Here is a 17,024-nt window from a genome sequence, read left to right as displayed (position 1 = left end):
CACGATGACCGGGCGGAAGAGGGAAAAGTTTAATGGCGCTTTGCCTTAATCTCTTCGTCAGAAAGCCCGGTAATCATCAGCACCATCTCTCGCTCGATCCCCTGTTCCAGCATCGTATGCGCAATACGCAAGGCTTCCTCCTGCTTACCTTGATGTATACCTTGTTGCACGCCTTCACGCTTACCTTTTCTGCGCCCCGATTCACGTATTCTGTCTACGATCGTCATTAATCTCTCCTTGTGTTGGGGAACACGACGCGCCACCTCGCGGATAAACTTGCCAAAACGAGGCGTGCTGCCATGCTGTATTAGCAAATAATTAAACAGCGCTTTTAGCTGACTGTCATTAGCGTTTCCCGTAATCAGAAGTACCGCTAAGCGCTCGACCAATCCCATCAGGTCGCGCTGACGTATATGCTTTTGTACCAGCTCCAGCATCGCGATACGTCGATGCTGCATAATCTCGTTATCCGGCACCACCGTAATGTCTACCAGTGGAAATGCCGTCGCATAAAGCTGACGCGCCAGCGCAGGATCGTCAAACTCATCCAGCCAGCAAAGCGAAAAGGGATACGGGCTTTTCGCGCCATGGTAAAACAGCATGGGAATCACCAGCGGTAACGTTTTATGGCCAGCATCCAGATGGCGCTGCATCGCGGCAGTCGCGTAACGCATTAACCGGAACGCCATATGCGCGTCCGGCGTACTCTGATGCTCTATAACGACATAGATATAACCGTCGCCTTCACACGTTTTTAGTGACCAAAGGACATCGGAATAAAACGCGCGTAAATTTTTCTCGATAAAACTGTCCGGCGCCAATTTCAACGTCGTCAGATCGCAACGTATTCTTAGCGAATGGGGAAGATGAATATTGAGAAAATCCCGCGCGGTATCCGGATGGCGTAAAAACGTTTTGAATACCGCATCATGAGGCGTGGACGTGGGGCTTTTTTTCATGGCGATCCGTCACCTGAGGAATAAGATGACGCCACTGTACTCGCCAAAAATACAGACAGCATTCAGGAAAATTTAACCCTGCGAGGAGGCTCGAAAGGGAATCACTGACGGCTGCAATACGTACATTTTTTGCCCAGCCTGCTACGCATTATCGCCCGGTAGCGTAACGCTAACCGGGCCTACAAATACACGTCATCTGTAGGCCCGGTAAACGTAGCGCTCTTCGGCGATAAATCTCACACCAGCGTTTTGACTATCTCCATCAACCGAATGACGTCTTCGGGGCGCGTATTGCCGGTTTGCGGATCGATAATCGAGCTGTAAACATGCGGCATAACGCGCGGCACGCCTGCTTCCAGGCAGGTTTGCAGGATAATACCGAAATTATCCAGTGAGATACCGCCGGTCGGCTCGATGAGCGTCATGCCGTGGCGGGCGGCGGTTGTCGCCAGCGCATAGAGTTCCGGTAACGACTTTTCGCCGCCCATCGGGAAAAACTTCGCCGCATGTGCGCCCATATCCTGCATCATGCGTACCGCCGCTTCACAGGAAACGCGGGCTGGCGTTCCCTGGCTGCTGCTGACGCCGGTAGAAATCACCACCTCGCCAGGCGTTCCCGTCGGGCTGACCAGGGCGTTAATATGTGTTTGCTCGCCGCCTGTCGCCGCCAGCGCGCCCGCTGCGAAGCCGCTGCCGGTAAAGGTCTGGTTGACATGGGCCGGGTGAGTATGGGCGGCAATCATCGCCGCTTTGTAGTACTGCGCCGGGTCGCCTGCGCCCAGACCCACTGAGATAGACGGCACCTCCGCCATCCAGCGTTTCACCTCCGGCACGCCCTCTTCTACCGTAGCGAACTGCGCGGAAAGTACGCCAATGACCGCATGGCCTTCGGCGGCTTCATAGATAGCCTTCGCGTTGGCGATATCCTTTGCCAGCACGTTAATCGCTACCCGCTGACGATAAAAATTAATCTGCTGCATGTTCTGCAATCTCCCTGAGTCGCGCCACAATCAATGCCATTTCCCCTTCGGCTACCGTGCGTGGATCGAGGCTAAAAACCCCCTGATGAAGCTGATATTTGCGGGCGTAAATCGCTATCTCGCCGCCGCGCAACTGCGCTTCGACGTCCTGCGCGTTCAGCCCCAATTCAGATGCGTTCACCCGCACACGAATACGCCAGATTGCACGCCCGGCCTCATCCTGTTCGATATCGGCATAAAGCCCATGGATGGCGGAAATCGCTTCCGCGACCGGCTGTAACTGTGCTACGGTCACGGTCGTCTGGCCCTGGTGGTAATTCTCCAGCGCATACACCAGCCCAACCATGTTTTCCTTGCCGATTTTCATCGCCCTGGCAATCCCCTGGTGCTGCGCTTTGCAGGCGGCAATCCACGTTTTCTTGCCAGTAACAAAGCCGGAGGTTGGCGCATTAAAGGCTTTCGCGCCGCTATAGATAACCATATCCGCGCCGCTCGCCACCCAGCCGCGCAAATCCTCTTCCGCCGCGGCATCGACAATCAACGGCAGGTGGTTGGCCTGCGCCACCTGTACAAAATCGTCAATGCTCAACATGCCTTTCTGTACGCAATGGTGTGATTTCACATACAGTAGCGCGGCGGTCTTTTCGTTAATGGCGCTTTCCAGTTGCCAGCGGGCCGCCAGATTGCTCGACCCCACTTCCACTATGCGCCCGCCGCCAAGACGAATGGCGCTGGTGACTGGCGCGCCGTAGTCCACATTATGCCCGCGCAGCATCACTACCTCATTGGCCATACCGGTACTGTCCGGCATCAGGGCGACGCGCGCCCGATCGCCGTGGGTGATAGCGGCAGCGACGGCAATGGCAATACCCGCCGAGGCGCACGAGGTGATATAGCTATCTTCAGCACCCGTATAGCGAGATACCAGTTCGCCGGTTTTTTCCACCAGCGCATCAATCTCGACGAAAGCGGAAGCCGCGCGCGCGGTGGCCTGCATGACCTCCGGCGCGACGCTTGAGACGCCCAGAATGGTCATTTTGCCGCAGGCGTTAATGACCTTTTTCAACCCCAGTTGTTGATAGATATTCGGCGTCATGATTTACAGCACTCCCAACAACGAACAGACTATGCTCAGTGCGACAATCGACAGCAAAATGGTGGTGTAGCGCGGCCCTTTTTTTACCAGATAGAAGTAGATGGCGAATACCGCCGCCAGTGGCAGTAAGCCCGGCGCGATAGAGTCGAGGATCTGCTGAACCACCACTTCAGATCCTTTCAAGGCGCTAATTTTTAATGGCGTGGTGATTTTGACGTAGCTGGCGGAAAGCGCGCCCATCATGATCAAACCCAGCACGTTGGCCCCGTAGATCAGTTCTTTGATTCGCCCCCCTTGCAGCAGGCCGATAATCGAATCACGCCCCAGCGTATATCCCTTGTGGACCATACCGTAGCTGATCGCCAGGGTGATCGCCGGGTAGAGAATCAGCGGGATAATACCGCCCATCGCGCTGCCATTTACCGCGAACGGAATAAAGATCGCTATCAACAGCGGCATCACCGCCGCCCAGATAATCGAGTCGCCCATCCCGGCAAGCGGCCCCATCAGGCCCGTTTTAATGCCGGTGATAGACGAGTCGTTAATCGGCTCGCCGCGCGTTTTTTGTTCTTCCATGGCAATAGAGATGCCCTGAATCACCGCGCCGAAGGTCTGCTCGGAGTTAAAGAAGTTAAGGTGGCGTTTTAGCGCTTCTACCTGCTCCTCTTTTTGTGGGTAAAGTTTTTTGATGATCGGCGTCATCGAGGCGCAGAAAATCAGGCTTTGTAAGCGCTCATAGGAGCTGGAAACCTCGGCGCCCAGCCAGTAGATAAACCAGGCTTTGGTGATATCTGCTTTGGTCAGCGCCCCGCTTTCCCGCGCGCGCTCAACCAGTTCATGTTGCATTACGTCACTGCTCATCATGCTGCTCCTTCATTTTTCGCCAGGCCTTTAATCAGGAAGGCGACACAGGTGCCGAAGATGGCCATCGCCATGATGTCGACCTTGAGGTATAACACCGCGAAGAACCCGCCGATAAACCACGGCAACAGGCTCTTTTTACCGATCACCATAATGGTGATGGCAAAGCCCAGCGCCGGCAGAATGCCGCCCATGATTTCAAAGGAGTGGGTTAACCAGTGCGGCATCAGTTTAAGGAAACTTTCCACCACATCTTGGCCAAAGTAGTTAGCGGCAAAGACCACCGGGAAGCGCAGCACCAGCCCCAGCAATGCCGGGTAAAGAAAGGCGCAACGCATGATGCCCGCCATGTTTGCCGTTTCCGCGTGTTTATCCGCCATATGCACCCAGGCGGCGTTCAGCGTGCGCCTAAGCTGATCGAGAAACACGCCAATCACGCCAAACGGGATTGCCAGCGCGATCGCCAGGTTTGGGTCCATACCGGCCTTCACCGCGATAGGAATGGAGATACAGGCCGCCAGCGCCGGGTCCGACGGCACGTTGCCGCCCGGCGTTGAGGTCACGCCCAAATAAACGAGCTGCATCCCTGCGCCGATGATCATCGCGGTCTGCATATTGCCAAGCAAAAGCCCGACAAATACCGCGATCACCACCGGTTGTAACAGCATCGCGGAGAAGGTGTAGCCGAGGCGTAAACGGGCAAACCAGTAATACAACCCCATCAGGCTTGCAAAGAGTAAGGTATCCATAGTGTTATCCTATACACTTCATCCTTCAGGCTGCCTCTTTGTTGGCTGCCTTCGCTCACCCCAGTCACTTACTTTAGTAAGCTCCAGGGGATTCACTCAGTTGCCGCCTCGATGCATCCAGAATGATTTTGTGTCTATTAAAGGGTTAGAATTTTTTCAGGATATCGTCGAGCGGCTGCGGCTTATCTTCCGGAATGGTCTGGAAAAATACCTGAACGCCACGGTTTTTCAGGTCGTTAAGAATGCCGACGTCTTTTTCATCCAGCGTAATATTCTGAAAAACCGCCTTGCGGTTTGGCCCGCCGCCGAGACCGCCAACCTGAATGCGGGTGACGTCAAAGCCCAATTGTATGGCGTCCTGCACCGCCGCCAGTGAGGGAAAAAGCACCAACACGTTACCGTCGCCAAGCTGATTTTCTTTCCATGCAGCGGCAAAACTCTGGTTGCCGAAGCAATCCACTTTGATATTTGGCGGCGCCGCCATCAGGTAGATATTTTTCATAAACGGATCGGCGTCCAGTTCATCACTCACAACGGCTATCCGGTTCGCCTGAGATTGTCCGACCCACTTCGTGACAACCTGTCCATGAATGAGACGGCTGTCGATGCGGCATAAAACGATATTGGCCATGATGTTTTCCTTAGAGTGATTGTTGTAGCTGACGTACATGGGCGACCACATCCAGGCAGCTACTGCGCCCGGCCTCAACTAACTCATCCACGCAGGCGGTTAGCATCCCTTGTTCGCGCCTGTCCAGCGCCTCCAGCAGTAGCGACGCATTCAGTCCGGCAATCACCGCCACCGGATAATCGGCGCTTAGTCGCGCCGCGACGTTGGATGTCGTGCCGCCGACAAAATCCGTCAGGATCAGCGAGCCTTCCGGCAGCGTTTTCACCACGGCCTCGACGCGTTGATAAAACTCGCCCAGCGTATCGACAGGCATTAACGCGATTTCCGTCACGCCTTTAATTTCGCCCGTGACCATACGCAGGCTGTTGCAAAGCGGTTGTCCCCAGCCGCCATGCGTCAGCAGCAGGATGTGGGGCAACGGTTGTGTGGTAGTCAAAATGGCCTCCTGGCGCAATTACATGAGAACACCGGCATATATTGCCCGGTGGCACTGCGCTTACCGGGCCTACAGGACGCTCCCGGTAGGCCGGATAAGGCGTTTACGCCGCTATCCGGCATAACGCATCATCAGAAGAGCAAAGGTTGTGCCAGAATTTGTGTCACGCGAGGAAGAAGAAAGGTCTGGCGAGGCGCGAAGCCCCGCCAGTAAAAGGATTAGCTATAGAGCAGTTCGTAGATATAAAAATATTCCGCATCCGATAAACGGATAGCGTAGGCGTCTTCGATCGGCAGAAAAGCGGATTTGATGACACTAAACGCGCGCGCGTCCAGATTCGGCTGACTTTCCAGCGCCATCTGTAACGGTTTTCGGTTAATCACAATACGCTCTACCATACAGCAGCAGTGGATCAGGAAGCGCAGTGTCACCTGGCGGCTTGGTTTCAGGGAAAGCGAAGACGTCAGATGGTTAAAAACGCCCTCCATCTCTTTCAGAATACGCTGCGGGTTAAGCACAGAAATATGGTTGATGATGCTCTCCATCGTTAGCGCGCTGATAAAGCGCATGGCGCTGCGCTCCATCTCCAGACGGCGTTCAGCGTTGGACAGATCGGGCGTTAACAGGCTCAACACCAGTTCCGGCCCTTGTTCGGAGAAAAGCTCTTCCAGCGAAATAAACGGAATATCCGGCAGCCCTGGCTGGAAAGTGCCGACAATCCCCGCCAGCCGCTCGCTGGCATTCAATGCCTGCTGAACGCGCTCCAGACTACGTACCTCGTTATAATCAAGGATCACCATCCTGGTGTCCTGCGACATCAGCTCGCCAAAGCTCTCCTCCAGCACCTTTTTGATTTTTTCCGCCGTTCCCATGCCGGTAATACAGGAGATGACCAGCACTTTGCCGCCGTTCTCCTGCTGCGGCGTACAAAGCTGGCAGGGGATATTTTTACTCTGCAGGAGCGCCGTCAACTGTGGTAAGTCGCTGGTTTCATAGCTTAAATCCAGCCCGACTTCCAGCAGACTGGTCAGCGTGATGTTCGGCATGAGCAAAACATCTATCTGGAATAACTTACTGATCGTACTGCCGAAATGGATCAATGAACCGATGTCCACCAACAGGATAAGCCGCCGATATTGGCGGGTTTGAATCATTTGAGTCAGCGTTTCCAGCGTGTCATGCACCGACTGTTCAAACGGCATGTCGATGGCGCTGAACAGCTCGCGCTCCAGCACGCGGTTGACATATTGCGCCTGACTGGTGGCGGTGGTCGCGCCGTGGGCGATCAAAATGACCCCGCAGTCGGGGCTGGCATCGATACGCTGACGATAATGGCGGCACTCTTTCAGGAACAGGCATAGCCAGACCACTTCCGTCGCCGGACACTGAATATGCAGCAGTTCGTTGATTTTCCGACACAGCAGCGTGGCGTTGTCATATTCGTCTTTGCAGCGATCCAGGATCAAACTGGAAGAGTAAAGCTGCGGGATCAGGCCGCGCTGCACGTAGCCTATCAGCGCCAGGAAGTGTTTACGCAGTGGGTTAACCAGATTTTCCGGCAGCGAAAAACCCAACACCTGCTCTACGCAGCCAATCAGCAGCGTCACGCGCTCTTCAATCTGGTCGCCATAGCGCGGCGGATGCGCCACGCTGTCGCGGCTGTAGAGACCGTATTCAAAAATCGAGCTGAGTTTATTTTTCAGGATCGCCAGCGTCTCCGCCGGAGGGACGTTACTGTTGCGCAAATTAACATACTCGCGCGTCAGGAAGCTGTAAAAGAGGTCGCTCTCTTCAATTTCCGCCCCGGTCGCCAGCGACGTCTTCAATGCGGGCAGCGTGCGCGCGTCTATATTTAGCCGCGCTTTACCGTCAAACAGAGTATCCACCAATAGACGCTGTTCCGGCGTCGGGTTAACCGACATCTCCGCCAGCCGCTTATCCAGCTGTAGCGTGTCGTTATGCTCGGTCATTCCCGATGCCCACGCCTGAGCGCAAAGAAACTGAATATCGCTTTTTAGCTGACCGATATTGCCTTCCAGGGGTTTATTCAGCAACCAGAGTAACAACGGTTTATCAATGCTGACCGTGCGTTCTATTTTGCGGCTTTCCCGCTGTAAGAACCCCACGATCAGTTCGATCTGTTCTTCAACGGAGCGCTGGCGAATGCCCGGCAAATCAATGCATACCTGAATACGCCGCTGGAAAGTACGTAACAGCGCCGACCCGACCGGCTCGGTAGTGGCGCAAATCAGGCGTACCGAAATTGATCGCGGCTGGCTGCTCACGCCAAGCGGACGGTACTCGCCTTTATCCAGAATAGAGAACAGCTTTTCCTGCCCTTCATAAGACAGACGGTGCACCTCGTCCAGCAGCAGATAACCACCGTCCGCCTGCTCCACGAGGCCTGTTTTATGTTCATTCGCGCCGGTAAACGCCCCCTGCCGATGACCAAACAGATGCGAGGAGAGCAGTTCCGGGTTATGGGCGTATTCCGCGCAGTTAAAGTAGACCAGCGGCGGGATAGCGCCGCTCGCCTGTTCACAGGCGAAACGGTGCATCAGTTCCGCAAAAAAGGTTTTACCGACGCCGGACGGCCCGGTAAGCAGAACGTGTAAACCGTGCGGATAGAGCACCGCCGCACGGCCTTTTTCTACCGCATCGCGCAGGCTGCGATCGTAACCAATCAGGCTGGTAAACGGATCGTCGGGCGCGTAATGCTCTTCATGCGGCAGCACATCCGCCACCGACCGCACCTCGCGTTCAGACTCTTCCAGCTGTCGTCCCAGCAACGTTTCCAGCGCCTGGCGATGCAGAAAATAGACCGGGCGGCCACGGCTTTTGATTGCCAGGCCGTCATTCCATAACTGATTGAGATCTTTGCTGACGGAGTTACGCGCCAGCCCAAGATTGAAACCTATCGCCTCCGCCGTAAACGCCGTCTCCTGCGCCAAATCGGCAAGGCATAGCCCGCGCGTCAGCCGTTCCAGCTCTCCCAGTACGATCTCAATACGTCTCATTACACTACCGCTTACGAAATAAAAGAGTAGTCAGAACATACACTATTCTGCCACGCAAGAAAGTGAAGGCGCAGCGAGAAACCGCCTTCCCACTTTTGCCTGACTTCAACGCCAACGGGTAGCACGCCCCGATGAGTGAACGTCGCACGGTCTACACTTACTCTTGAAAAAGTGCAAACCGATAAGGATACCGTTTATGAAACGAAAAACGCTTCTGCTTATTGCCACACTTGTCGCGCTACCGGGCGTCACGTATGCCGACTCTCCGTTTAGCTCACTCCAGTCGGCGCATGAAAAAAATACGATTTTAAAGGATTTACGCAAAATGTGTACGCCCAAAGGCGCGCTAACCGATGAAGCCTGGGAGAAAAAAATCATGGCGAGCGAAGGGAACCAGCAGCATATTCGGGAGGCGATGATCGCGATAGAGCGCAACAATCAGCATAACTACTGGCAGGCTCTCGGCAAGGTGGAATGCCCGGAGATGTAGCACAGCTTTTCCGCTTTTTGGTCGCGAAAATGCGGACTGTAACCGGTTTCTGTTCGCCAAAACCACGTATTCTGGAGCGAATTTACGCGATCAAGGAGCACGACAATGCGATACCGTTTTCCCGATAACTTCTGGTGGGGCAGCGCCTGCTCAGCGTTACAAACCGAAGGGGATAGTCTGAATGGCGGTAAAAGCCAGACCACGTGGGATGTGTGGTTCGAGCGCCAGCCGGGTCGTTTTCATCAGGGCGTCGGTCCAGCGGAAACCTCAACGTTCTATCGCCACTGGAAGCAAGACATCGCGCTACTGAAACAGTTAAAACATAACAGTTTTCGCACCTCGCTAAGCTGGGCGCGGCTCATTCCAGACGGCGTAGGCGAGGTGAATCCACAAGCGGTGAGCTTCTACAATCACGTCATCGACGAGCTACTGGCGCAGGGCATCACGCCGTTTATTACGCTGTTCCATTTTGATATGCCGATGGTCATGCAGGAGAAAGGCGGCTGGGAAAATCGCGACGTCGTAGAGGCGTTTGGTCGGTACGCGCAAACGTGTTTTACCTTGTTTGGCGACCGCGTGAAGCACTGGTTTACCTTTAACGAGCCGATTGTGCCGGTGGAAGGCGGCTATTTGTACGACTTCCACTATCCCAATGTGGTGGATTTTAAACGTGCGGCCACCGTGGCGTACCATACCGTGCTGGCGCACTCGACCGCCGTGCGCGCCTGGCGCGCCGGGCGCTACGACGGTGAAATCGGCGTAGTGCTGAATCTGACGCCGTCCTACCCACGCTCGCAGCATCCCGCCGATGTGCAAGCCGCGCATCATGCGGATCTGTTATTCAACCGCAGTTTTCTTGACCCGGTATTAAAGGGAGAATACCCGGCGGACTTGGTGGCGCTGCTGAAAACCTATGACCAGTTGCCTGCCTGTCAGCCAGGCGACCGTCAGCTTATTGCCGACGGCAAAATCGATTTACTGGGGATTAACTATTATCAGCCGCGCCGCGTGAAATGCCGTGATACGGCGGTGAATCCGCAAGCGCCGTTTATGCCGGAGTGGTTATTTGACTATTACGACATGCCGGGGCGCAAGATGAACCCTTACCGCGGCTGGGAAATTTACGCGCCAGGAATTTACGACATCATTACCAACCTGCGGGATAATTACGGCAATCCGCGCTGTTTTATCTCCGAAAACGGGATGGGCGTTGAGAACGAGCAGCGTTTTGTGCAAGCGGGACAGATTCACGATGATTACCGGATTGACTTTATCTCTGAGCATCTTAAATGGCTGCATAAAGGCATTAGCGAGGGCTGTCACTGTCTTGGCTACCACATGTGGACCTTTATCGATAACTGGTCATGGCTGAACGGCTATAAAAATCGCTATGGTTTTGTACAACTGGATTTAGCCACCCAAACGCGCACGGTGAAAAAAAGCGGAGAATGGTTTGCCGCCACCGCAGAGCATAACGGTTTTGATTAAGCGTTTATTATTGCCGGATAACGACTAACGTCGTATCCGGCCTACAAATGGCAGCAATATCAACTTATTGGCGTAATACGGACTTTCGCCGCCACGACTAATGCCGTCAACAGCATCAGTCCGCCGGAAAGCGCCAGCGGCGAAAGCAGCCCGAAATTGTCGAGCGCATAACCGCCCACCGCCGCGCCACAGGTATTTGCCAGTTGAATCACCGCGACCTGGATGGAACCGGCTTTTTCCGCCTGATCGGCAAGGGAACGAGTGATCCACGTTGACCATCCCACCGGCACCAGCGCAAACGCCAGCCCCCAGATAATCGCTATGACCGCCGCCACGGTTTTATCGCCTCCCCACACAATGAGCGTCAGCGCGCTCAGCGCCAGTAGCAGCGGCGCACCGGCCAGCGCCAGTTTTACCGAACGTTTCAGGACATAAGATGAGAAAGAAGTGCCAACGAAGCTGGCAATACCAAAACTAAGCAACACCAGCGTCAGACCATCAACGTCAAAGCCCGCCAGATTCATATAGACCGGGCGAATATAGGTAAAGAAAGCGAACTGCCCGGCAAAAGACATAAAGATGGCGATCATCCCGGCCATCACGCCAGGGCGTTGCAACAGGCTAAACATATTCTGTTTCTGGTGAGAAGGTTCGCCCGGCAGCGACGGCAGTGATTTCACCACCCAGATGACGCACAGTACGCCCATCACCGCAGCGGCGTTAAAGACATTACGCCAGCCAATAATACCGCCCAAAAAACTGCCCAGCGGCGCGGCGATCACTAACGCGATGGAGACCGCGCCAAAAATCACCGACAGCGCTTTCGGCACGGTACGCGCGGGAACCAGTCGCATGGTCAGCGACGCCGACATCGCCCAGAATCCGCCCAGCGCCAACCCAAGACAGGCACGGCCCAGCAATAGCAGCGTAAAGCTGTTGGCAAAGGAGACCATCAGACAAGAAGCCGTCAGCAAAACGGCGAACAGAATAACGATATAACGCCTGTCGGTCGCCTGAATAATCTGGGTAATGAACAGGCTGGAAAACATCGCGACAAACGCCGTAACGGTGACCGACTGACCGGCGACGCCCTCGGAGATCCCCAGATCCTGCGCCATCGGCGTCAACAGACTAACGGGCAAAAACTCAACGGTAATCAGGCAGGCGACACAAAACGCCACGGCAAAAACGGCTGACCAGTTAGGCCTGGCAACCCCATCAGCGCGGAATTTTTCTGCGATATTTTCATTCATTGTGGTTACCTGCGTCGTTTTAGTGCGGAAAATCCACGCAGTGTAACATTACAAAATGTGATCTGATTAACATTTTAGCAACTGACATTGTTGCGCTGCATTTTGCGAGGCTGGTCGAGCGTTGAGAATTATCTTCTCTCGCTGCGTGCAAAACCAAAAGGTAAGACATAGTGTATCACCTGGTGCTATACTTTAGATTACAGGATGTCAATCTGATGCGAACCTTCAAAACCAGGTGGTTTAACAGAGAAGCGAAGCCCCACACGATAAAAGATGACGAGTTAAGCGAGGCCATCAACGCCGTACTGCAAGGAAAAGCAGATAATCTCGGCGGCGGAGTTTATAAAAAACGTCTCAATCAAAACCGCGATCGCGCAATCGTGTTGGCAAAGGGAGGCGAACATTGGTTTTACACCTTCCTGTATGCCAAACAGGATATGGCCAACATTAGCTATCGCGAACTCGCGGGTTTCCGTGAGTTAGCAAAACACTATGCTTGCCTGACCGAAGATCAGATAACGGCACTCATTAATAACAAAGAACTGGTAGAGGTGCGCCATGTCAGCAAAAACTAAATTCAAAAGCCCTGCCTTTGAAGCGATTCATAGCGCGGCATCTGGATTATTTAGCGTGGAAGCCATTCCCCAGGAGACAATGCGTAGTTTTGACACGGCCTGCTTAAGCAGCATCAAAGACCTGCAGCCACTTGAAATAAAAGCGTTACGAGAAGAACTCAACGTTAGCCAGTCGGTTTTCGCTCGGTACCTGAATACCAGCGTATCAACGGTTCAAAAGTGGGAAAGCGGCGCCAAGCGTCCCAGCGGGATGTCACTGAAACTACTTAATGTTGTCCAAAAACACGGGCTAAAGGTGCTGGTATGAGGGTTTTACCGATGGTCTGTTAAGGCGATTCATACGATAATGAGTGCAGGAAGCCTCTACAACTTCCTGCGCCGTTTGATGGGAATTGCACTATACTGACTCACCAAAGCCATCAGCAAATGCAGATTTTAATTCATCCATAAAAGCCAGTTCATCCTGTCCATCACAAATTAAATCAATCATTGTGTTTCCCTTTACGCCAGCCCCCAAAATACTCATCATTCCTTTAATGGGAATTTCTTTGTCATTATTAACTAGCGTTAATGAAGACTGGTATTTTTTGACAATTTTCGCAAGTGTCGCGGCTGGCCGCGCATGAAGCCCCGTACAGTTCATAACGCGTACTGTTTGTCTAATCATATATTTTCCTTAAGAGACTTTGCGGAATGCTGAGTGATTTTTATTCATCATCTTAATTTTAGAATAAACATCATCCTCAACTGCCTGTTTTGCGTTCGCCATGACGCGTGCCAGATTAGCCTCGTTGTTATTATTTACCCAAGCCTTACCGACAGTAGTAATAAAGGCTTTGCGCAAATCACTCGCAATATTCACTTTGGCTACTTTGTAATTAACAAAGCTGCGAAGAATATCCGCGTCAATACCAGAACCTCCATGAATAACCAAAGGTACCGGACTGACAGACGCGATGCGTTGTAATAGCGGGATATCAATGCGTGGGATATCTTCAAGACCATGTACATTACCAATTGACACTGCCAGCATGTCGCACCCTGTCTCCTCAACAAAGCGCTGAACCTTCTCAGGTTCAGTTTTGCAGTCAGCCTCGCTGACATGATCATCTTCCTTACCCAGAATAGCGCCTAATTCCGCTTCGACGGGAACACCAAATGATTTACAGAAATCGACAGCTTCTCGGGTAAATGCAATATTTTCTTCGAACGGTAGCGCCGCGCCATCAATCATTACTGAGGTAAATCCGGCCCGGACAGCCTGCTTAACATCTTCCAGAGTTTTCCCATGATCCAGATGCAGGCTGACAGGAATATCCATTTTATCGGCATGTCGCTTAACTATTTCATAAATGTAATCGTAACCTGAAAGCTGTGCATTAGTAGGAGCAATTTGAATAAAATTGGGCAATCCGGAACGTTCTATTGCATTAAGAATGGAAATTGTTGTCTCCAGGTTCGTTGTATTAAATGCCCCCGCAAGGACATGTTTTTCCTGAATACAATTGAGCAGGATCCTACCATTGACTAAAGGCATATTAACTCCAGATATTTATGTGAGCAGTGTAAGTAAATTATCGAACTATTGAGTTATCACAGTTATTCACCAATAAGCGCCCCTTCTTGCCGCAGTTTAAATTGGTAAAATGACAGCCATTGCTGCTGATATATTTTCAACTTTGCAGAACGAACCGCGTCAGGAAAATATCGCTCAGCTACAGGAACAGTCGGGGGGACAACATTCGGACAGGCTATCAACAATGCTCCAAGGGAGACGGTTTCATCAAAAGCAATGGCCTCAATTGGACACTGGAGGATGTCAGCCTTCAACTGGAGCCAGTATGGGTTTTTCACCGCAGGGCCAATGACCTTTACTGTCCTGCCCGCCGGGATATTAAAGCACCCGTGACAGTGTGCAAACTCCATCGCCAGGCCGATAAAGACACTCTCAAGCAGAGACTCCGGAGGAAGTGAATCCGTCAGACCAAAAAGCAGGCCACGAGTGTGCCGATTTTTATTTGGCGAACCCGAGCCCCGCAAATGAGGAATAAATACCGGCACATGCTCGACAGACCAGGAAGGTTTGAGGTATTGCTCCATGGCTTTTTCCAGGCCTGTGCTTATTTCCTTATCAGTTAAACGAAAGGTTTTTTTCACCCATTCAAGCGCATAACCGCCGACAGGCAGAGAAGCGAAAAGCGTGAAAAATTCACCATCGGAGTAACAACCATTTGCCAGCTTATCCCTGCGAGCCTGCACATCAAGCGTTGGCTGTGTATTCAGCAGTAAAATACCCTCTGTCGTGCCGGTAGAATTCAGCACATCGCCCGGTTGCATCTGTAATGCGCGGGCACCGACCATATGATCGTGTCCGGCCAGGGTAACTTTTACCTCATGTGGTAATCCCAACTCCTGCCTGAGCGTTGCCGTCATCCATCCGGCCACTTCACCTGGCTTTATCAACGGAGCCAGTACACCGAACGGTATGCCGAGAATCCCGGCAGCATTACGAGACCAGGTACGGCGAGCAATGTCCAGACACAACGTTCTACTGGCCAGGGATATTTCCGTCTTTTTCGCACCTGTCATTCGCCACAACAACACTTCTGGAGCATGTAACCAGCAGATATCTTTTCTTTCATGCAAGGAGTAGTTATCAAGCAACCATCTCATTTTAAATGCTGAGTAATTACTGTGAGGTGGCAATCCCGTTATAGAATACAGTTCTTCAGCCTCTGCCTTGCTTAATGACGAGAGATAAGATTCACCACGTCGATCATACCAGGCCAGCATCGGGGTAAGAATGACGCCCTCCTTATCCACAAAGACGCCAGACTCACCGAAACTCGCAATACTGATATTTTTTACCGGAAACGGTACTGAAGCCACCAGTTCAGCCATTACCAGTCGCAGTGCCTGCCACAGCGCTTCGATATCGAAATCTACCTCGCCTTTGTCCGACGATATTGTTGGCGTCGGAAACTTGCGGACTTCCAGAACTGACACGTCATGACAGGAATAACAGCTGACTTTGCAGTTAGTTGTGCCAATGTCAATGACAAGCGCTGCGTGGTAATCAGGCATAAACCGTTCCTTTTGTCAGGCGAAAAACACCATAAATAACCAGCGCAAGCACAGGAATCAGCCCGATAGCAATAATATTTCCGTTGAATATTTCAAGCAGCCAGAAACGGAAGGGGTTACCGCCATCAAGGAAGCTTGATACCTGACCACTTGACCCCTCAGCCATTTTGAAATTGACATCCTTAGCCATACCGGTAATAAATGGCGCAATTTTGGTCGCAATCCACAAGTCGGCGACAATAACAGGAATTGCGGTTATCACAGCCCGGAAAATATTGCCACGACATGCCAGTACAATCATGGAAGCCATGACTGCCAGGTTCGCAAGGTCTCCGAGTGGCAGGACTTTATTGCCAGGAAGAAGGAATGCAATAAAGACAGAGATGGGTGTCAGAATCAGTGCTGTAGATATAATGGCTGGGTTACCTACTGCTACCGCGATATCCAGTCCGATAAAGAGATCATCACGGCCAGGATATTTGGCATTCAAATATTTCTTAATGGCTTCAGACAGAGGTAATAAACCTTCCATCAAAATTCGTACCATACGCGGAAGAATGAACATGACACCGCCAATGCTGATCCCCAGCAACAGGATATGTTTAAAGTCATACCCGGCAATGATGCCCAACAAGACCCCCAGAATAGTACCCACCATCATAGGCTCGCCGAAGATTCCCATTTTTTTCTGAACGTTTTCCGGATCAATATGAATACGGTTAACACCAGGGATCTTGTCGATAATTTTGTCGAACAGCAATCCAATTGGAAAGAAGACGACAGATGACAGGGTCGGAAGTGAAATACCTTCCAGACCGAAGTACTTTGCCACTAATGGCGCTGACCAGTCCGCCAGTTTGAGAACCACGATCGCGGCAATAGCGGCTGCGGACAGACCCAAAACAAAACTCCCTGTGCTGTAGTAAACCAGCGTTCCAGCCAGGGCAAAGTGCCAGTAGTTCCACATGTCGACATCAACAGTACGTGTCTTATTCAGGGCCAGCATGGCGACATTAATCAGCATCGTCAGCGGAATGACAAAGGGTGCGATTGGTGAGCCCCAGGTAATTGCGGCCAATGGTGGCCAGCCTAAATCGACAACAGGAAGGCTAATACCAGTTCGCTCAACCATTGCCTGTGCAGCCGGGCCTACGTTGCTGGTAAGTATGTCAAAGATGGCATAAATTCCGACAAACCCTATTCCGACAATTAACGATGAGCGAAGTGCTTTAGCGGGTTTTACTTTGAAGAACAATGCCAGGAAAAAAAGGACCAGCGGCAATAAAACCGTTGGGCCAAACCCTAGGACATATTGCACAACGGTATAGAGAGTATGTGCTATATCATTCATATCCGACCTCTTATTCAGATGTGACCAGACCTCGCGTTAGCGCCTGGATAATTT

General features: G+C 52.3%; 17 protein-coding genes. 4 read left to right on the top strand and 13 right to left on the bottom strand.

Features of this window, described 5'->3' with window-relative positions; genetic code table 11:
• Nucleotides 1–29 precede the first annotated feature (29 nt).
• The 8 genes from EOS98_RS00365 to dagR form a co-directional block, all read right to left on the bottom strand.
• Nucleotides 30–959 carry an Rpn family recombination-promoting nuclease/putative transposase gene (locus EOS98_RS00365; protein WP_000749536.1) on the bottom strand — a complete coding sequence of 310 codons (930 nt, stop codon included), beginning with the start codon at nucleotides 957–959 and terminating at the stop codon, nucleotides 30–32.
• 236 nt (nucleotides 960–1,195) lie between these two features.
• Nucleotides 1,196–1,939: a 2-dehydro-3-deoxy-phosphogluconate aldolase gene (dagF, locus tag EOS98_RS00360; RefSeq protein WP_052931548.1), complete on the bottom strand. Its 744-nt coding sequence runs from the start codon at nucleotides 1,937–1,939 to the stop codon at nucleotides 1,196–1,198.
• Nucleotides 1,926–3,035, bottom strand: coding sequence for a D-glucosaminate-6-phosphate ammonia lyase (gene dgaE / locus EOS98_RS00355; protein ID WP_126523735.1), 1,110 nt, complete (start codon nucleotides 3,033–3,035; stop codon nucleotides 1,926–1,928). Before dgaE ends, dagF begins: the two co-directional genes overlap by 14 nt.
• Nucleotides 3,036–3,038: 3 nt before the next feature.
• Nucleotides 3,039–3,899 (bottom strand): PTS system mannose/fructose/sorbose family transporter subunit IID, encoded by an 861-nt coding sequence (locus EOS98_RS00350; RefSeq protein WP_164848124.1) that lies wholly within the window; start codon nucleotides 3,897–3,899, stop codon nucleotides 3,039–3,041.
• Nucleotides 3,896–4,645, bottom strand: a complete 750-nt coding sequence (locus EOS98_RS00345) for a PTS mannose/fructose/sorbose/N-acetylgalactosamine transporter subunit IIC (RefSeq protein WP_000380259.1) — start codon at nucleotides 4,643–4,645, stop codon at nucleotides 3,896–3,898. The genes EOS98_RS00350 and EOS98_RS00345 overlap by 4 nt, the downstream gene beginning before the upstream one ends.
• Nucleotides 4,646–4,790: 145 nt before the next feature.
• A complete protein-coding gene (locus EOS98_RS00340; protein ID WP_001284295.1) occupies nucleotides 4,791–5,276 on the bottom strand; it encodes a PTS system mannose/fructose/N-acetylgalactosamine-transporter subunit IIB in 486 nt (161 codons plus the stop codon).
• Between the two features lie 10 nt (nucleotides 5,277–5,286).
• A complete protein-coding gene (locus EOS98_RS00335; RefSeq protein WP_000214106.1) occupies nucleotides 5,287–5,712 on the bottom strand; it encodes a PTS sugar transporter subunit IIA in 426 nt (141 codons plus the stop codon).
• Between the two features lie 218 nt (nucleotides 5,713–5,930).
• A complete protein-coding gene (gene dagR, locus EOS98_RS00330) occupies nucleotides 5,931–8,729 on the bottom strand; it encodes a transcriptional regulator DagR (RefSeq protein ID WP_001252672.1) in 2,799 nt (932 codons plus the stop codon).
• 196 nt (nucleotides 8,730–8,925) lie between these two features.
• On the opposite strand from dagR, the gene EOS98_RS00325 reads away from it, so the two are divergent.
• Both EOS98_RS00325 and EOS98_RS00320 read left to right on the top strand, forming a co-directional pair.
• Nucleotides 8,926–9,219 (top strand): YicS family protein, encoded by a 294-nt coding sequence (locus EOS98_RS00325; protein WP_000824217.1) that lies wholly within the window; start codon nucleotides 8,926–8,928, stop codon nucleotides 9,217–9,219.
• 105 nt (nucleotides 9,220–9,324) lie between these two features.
• On the top strand, nucleotides 9,325–10,707 hold the full coding sequence (locus tag EOS98_RS00320) for a glycoside hydrolase family 1 protein (protein WP_020838462.1): 1,383 nt from the start codon (nucleotides 9,325–9,327) through the stop codon (nucleotides 10,705–10,707).
• 59 nt (nucleotides 10,708–10,766) lie between these two features.
• Here the strand turns inward: EOS98_RS00320 and nepI are convergent, their stop codons facing one another.
• Nucleotides 10,767–11,960 carry a purine ribonucleoside efflux pump NepI gene (gene nepI / locus EOS98_RS00315; RefSeq protein ID WP_050067793.1) on the bottom strand — a complete coding sequence of 398 codons (1,194 nt, stop codon included), beginning with the start codon at nucleotides 11,958–11,960 and terminating at the stop codon, nucleotides 10,767–10,769.
• 215 nt (nucleotides 11,961–12,175) lie between these two features.
• Between nepI and EOS98_RS00310 the strand changes: the two genes are divergently transcribed.
• Nucleotides 12,176–12,535 carry a type II toxin-antitoxin system RelE/ParE family toxin gene (locus EOS98_RS00310; RefSeq protein WP_001258724.1) on the top strand — a complete coding sequence of 120 codons (360 nt, stop codon included), beginning with the start codon at nucleotides 12,176–12,178 and terminating at the stop codon, nucleotides 12,533–12,535.
• Nucleotides 12,519–12,842, top strand: coding sequence for a helix-turn-helix domain-containing protein (locus EOS98_RS00305; RefSeq protein ID WP_023234027.1), 324 nt, complete (start codon nucleotides 12,519–12,521; stop codon nucleotides 12,840–12,842). Before EOS98_RS00310 ends, EOS98_RS00305 begins: the two co-directional genes overlap by 17 nt.
• Before the next feature lie 90 nt (nucleotides 12,843–12,932).
• Here EOS98_RS00305 and EOS98_RS00300 read toward each other — a convergent pair whose 3' ends face one another.
• The 4 genes from EOS98_RS00300 to EOS98_RS00285 all read right to left on the bottom strand — a co-directional run bounded on the left by EOS98_RS00300 (nucleotide 12,933) and on the right by EOS98_RS00285 (nucleotide 16,970).
• A complete protein-coding gene (locus EOS98_RS00300; protein WP_000621108.1) occupies nucleotides 12,933–13,202 on the bottom strand; it encodes an HPr family phosphocarrier protein in 270 nt (89 codons plus the stop codon).
• 9 nt (nucleotides 13,203–13,211) lie between these two features.
• Entirely contained in the window at nucleotides 13,212–14,072 is an 861-nt protein-coding gene (locus EOS98_RS00295; protein WP_001131798.1) for a class II aldolase, read from the bottom strand.
• A gap of 62 nt (nucleotides 14,073–14,134) precedes the next feature.
• Nucleotides 14,135–15,619: an FGGY-family carbohydrate kinase gene (locus EOS98_RS00290; protein WP_080203806.1), complete on the bottom strand. Its 1,485-nt coding sequence runs from the start codon at nucleotides 15,617–15,619 to the stop codon at nucleotides 14,135–14,137.
• Complete coding sequence (locus tag EOS98_RS00285) at nucleotides 15,612–16,970, bottom strand: PTS galactitol transporter subunit IIC (protein WP_000997825.1); 1,359 nt, start codon at nucleotides 16,968–16,970, stop codon at nucleotides 15,612–15,614. Before EOS98_RS00285 ends, EOS98_RS00290 begins: the two co-directional genes overlap by 8 nt.
• Nucleotides 16,971–17,024 lie beyond the last annotated feature (54 nt).

The organism is Salmonella sp. SSDFZ69 (assembly GCF_004010755.1).
GTDB lineage: Bacteria > Pseudomonadota > Gammaproteobacteria > Enterobacterales > Enterobacteriaceae > Salmonella > Salmonella enterica.
Note: the sequence above shows the minus strand (reverse complement) of the source record. Positions and strands in the feature narration are given on the sequence as shown.

Coding starts and splice junctions, on each gene's coding strand:
- EOS98_RS00350 (WP_164848124.1), bottom strand. CDS start 3,899: ATGATGAGCAGTGACGTAATGCAACATGAACTGGTTGAGCGCGCGCGG.
- EOS98_RS00305 (WP_023234027.1), top strand. CDS start 12,519: ATGTCAGCAAAAACTAAATTCAAAAGCCCTGCCTTTGAAGCGATTCAT.
- EOS98_RS00340 (WP_001284295.1), bottom strand. CDS start 5,276: ATGGCCAATATCGTTTTATGCCGCATCGACAGCCGTCTCATTCATGGA.
- dgaE (WP_126523735.1), bottom strand. CDS start 3,035: ATGACGCCGAATATCTATCAACAACTGGGGTTGAAAAAGGTCATTAAC.
- EOS98_RS00285 (WP_000997825.1), bottom strand. CDS start 16,970: ATGAATGATATAGCACATACTCTCTATACCGTTGTGCAATATGTCCTA.
- EOS98_RS00290 (WP_080203806.1), bottom strand. CDS start 15,619: ATGCCTGATTACCACGCAGCGCTTGTCATTGACATTGGCACAACTAAC.
- EOS98_RS00295 (WP_001131798.1), bottom strand. CDS start 14,072: ATGCCTTTAGTCAATGGTAGGATCCTGCTCAATTGTATTCAGGAAAAA.
- EOS98_RS00365 (WP_000749536.1), bottom strand. CDS start 959: ATGAAAAAAAGCCCCACGTCCACGCCTCATGATGCGGTATTCAAAACG.
- dagF (WP_052931548.1), bottom strand. CDS start 1,939: ATGCAGCAGATTAATTTTTATCGTCAGCGGGTAGCGATTAACGTGCTG.
- EOS98_RS00310 (WP_001258724.1), top strand. CDS start 12,176: ATGCGAACCTTCAAAACCAGGTGGTTTAACAGAGAAGCGAAGCCCCAC.
- EOS98_RS00320 (WP_020838462.1), top strand. CDS start 9,325: ATGCGATACCGTTTTCCCGATAACTTCTGGTGGGGCAGCGCCTGCTCA.
- dagR (WP_001252672.1), bottom strand. CDS start 8,729: ATGAGACGTATTGAGATCGTACTGGGAGAGCTGGAACGGCTGACGCGC.
- nepI (WP_050067793.1), bottom strand. CDS start 11,960: ATGAATGAAAATATCGCAGAAAAATTCCGCGCTGATGGGGTTGCCAGG.
- EOS98_RS00325 (WP_000824217.1), top strand. CDS start 8,926: ATGAAACGAAAAACGCTTCTGCTTATTGCCACACTTGTCGCGCTACCG.
- EOS98_RS00345 (WP_000380259.1), bottom strand. CDS start 4,645: ATGGATACCTTACTCTTTGCAAGCCTGATGGGGTTGTATTACTGGTTT.
- EOS98_RS00300 (WP_000621108.1), bottom strand. CDS start 13,202: ATGATTAGACAAACAGTACGCGTTATGAACTGTACGGGGCTTCATGCG.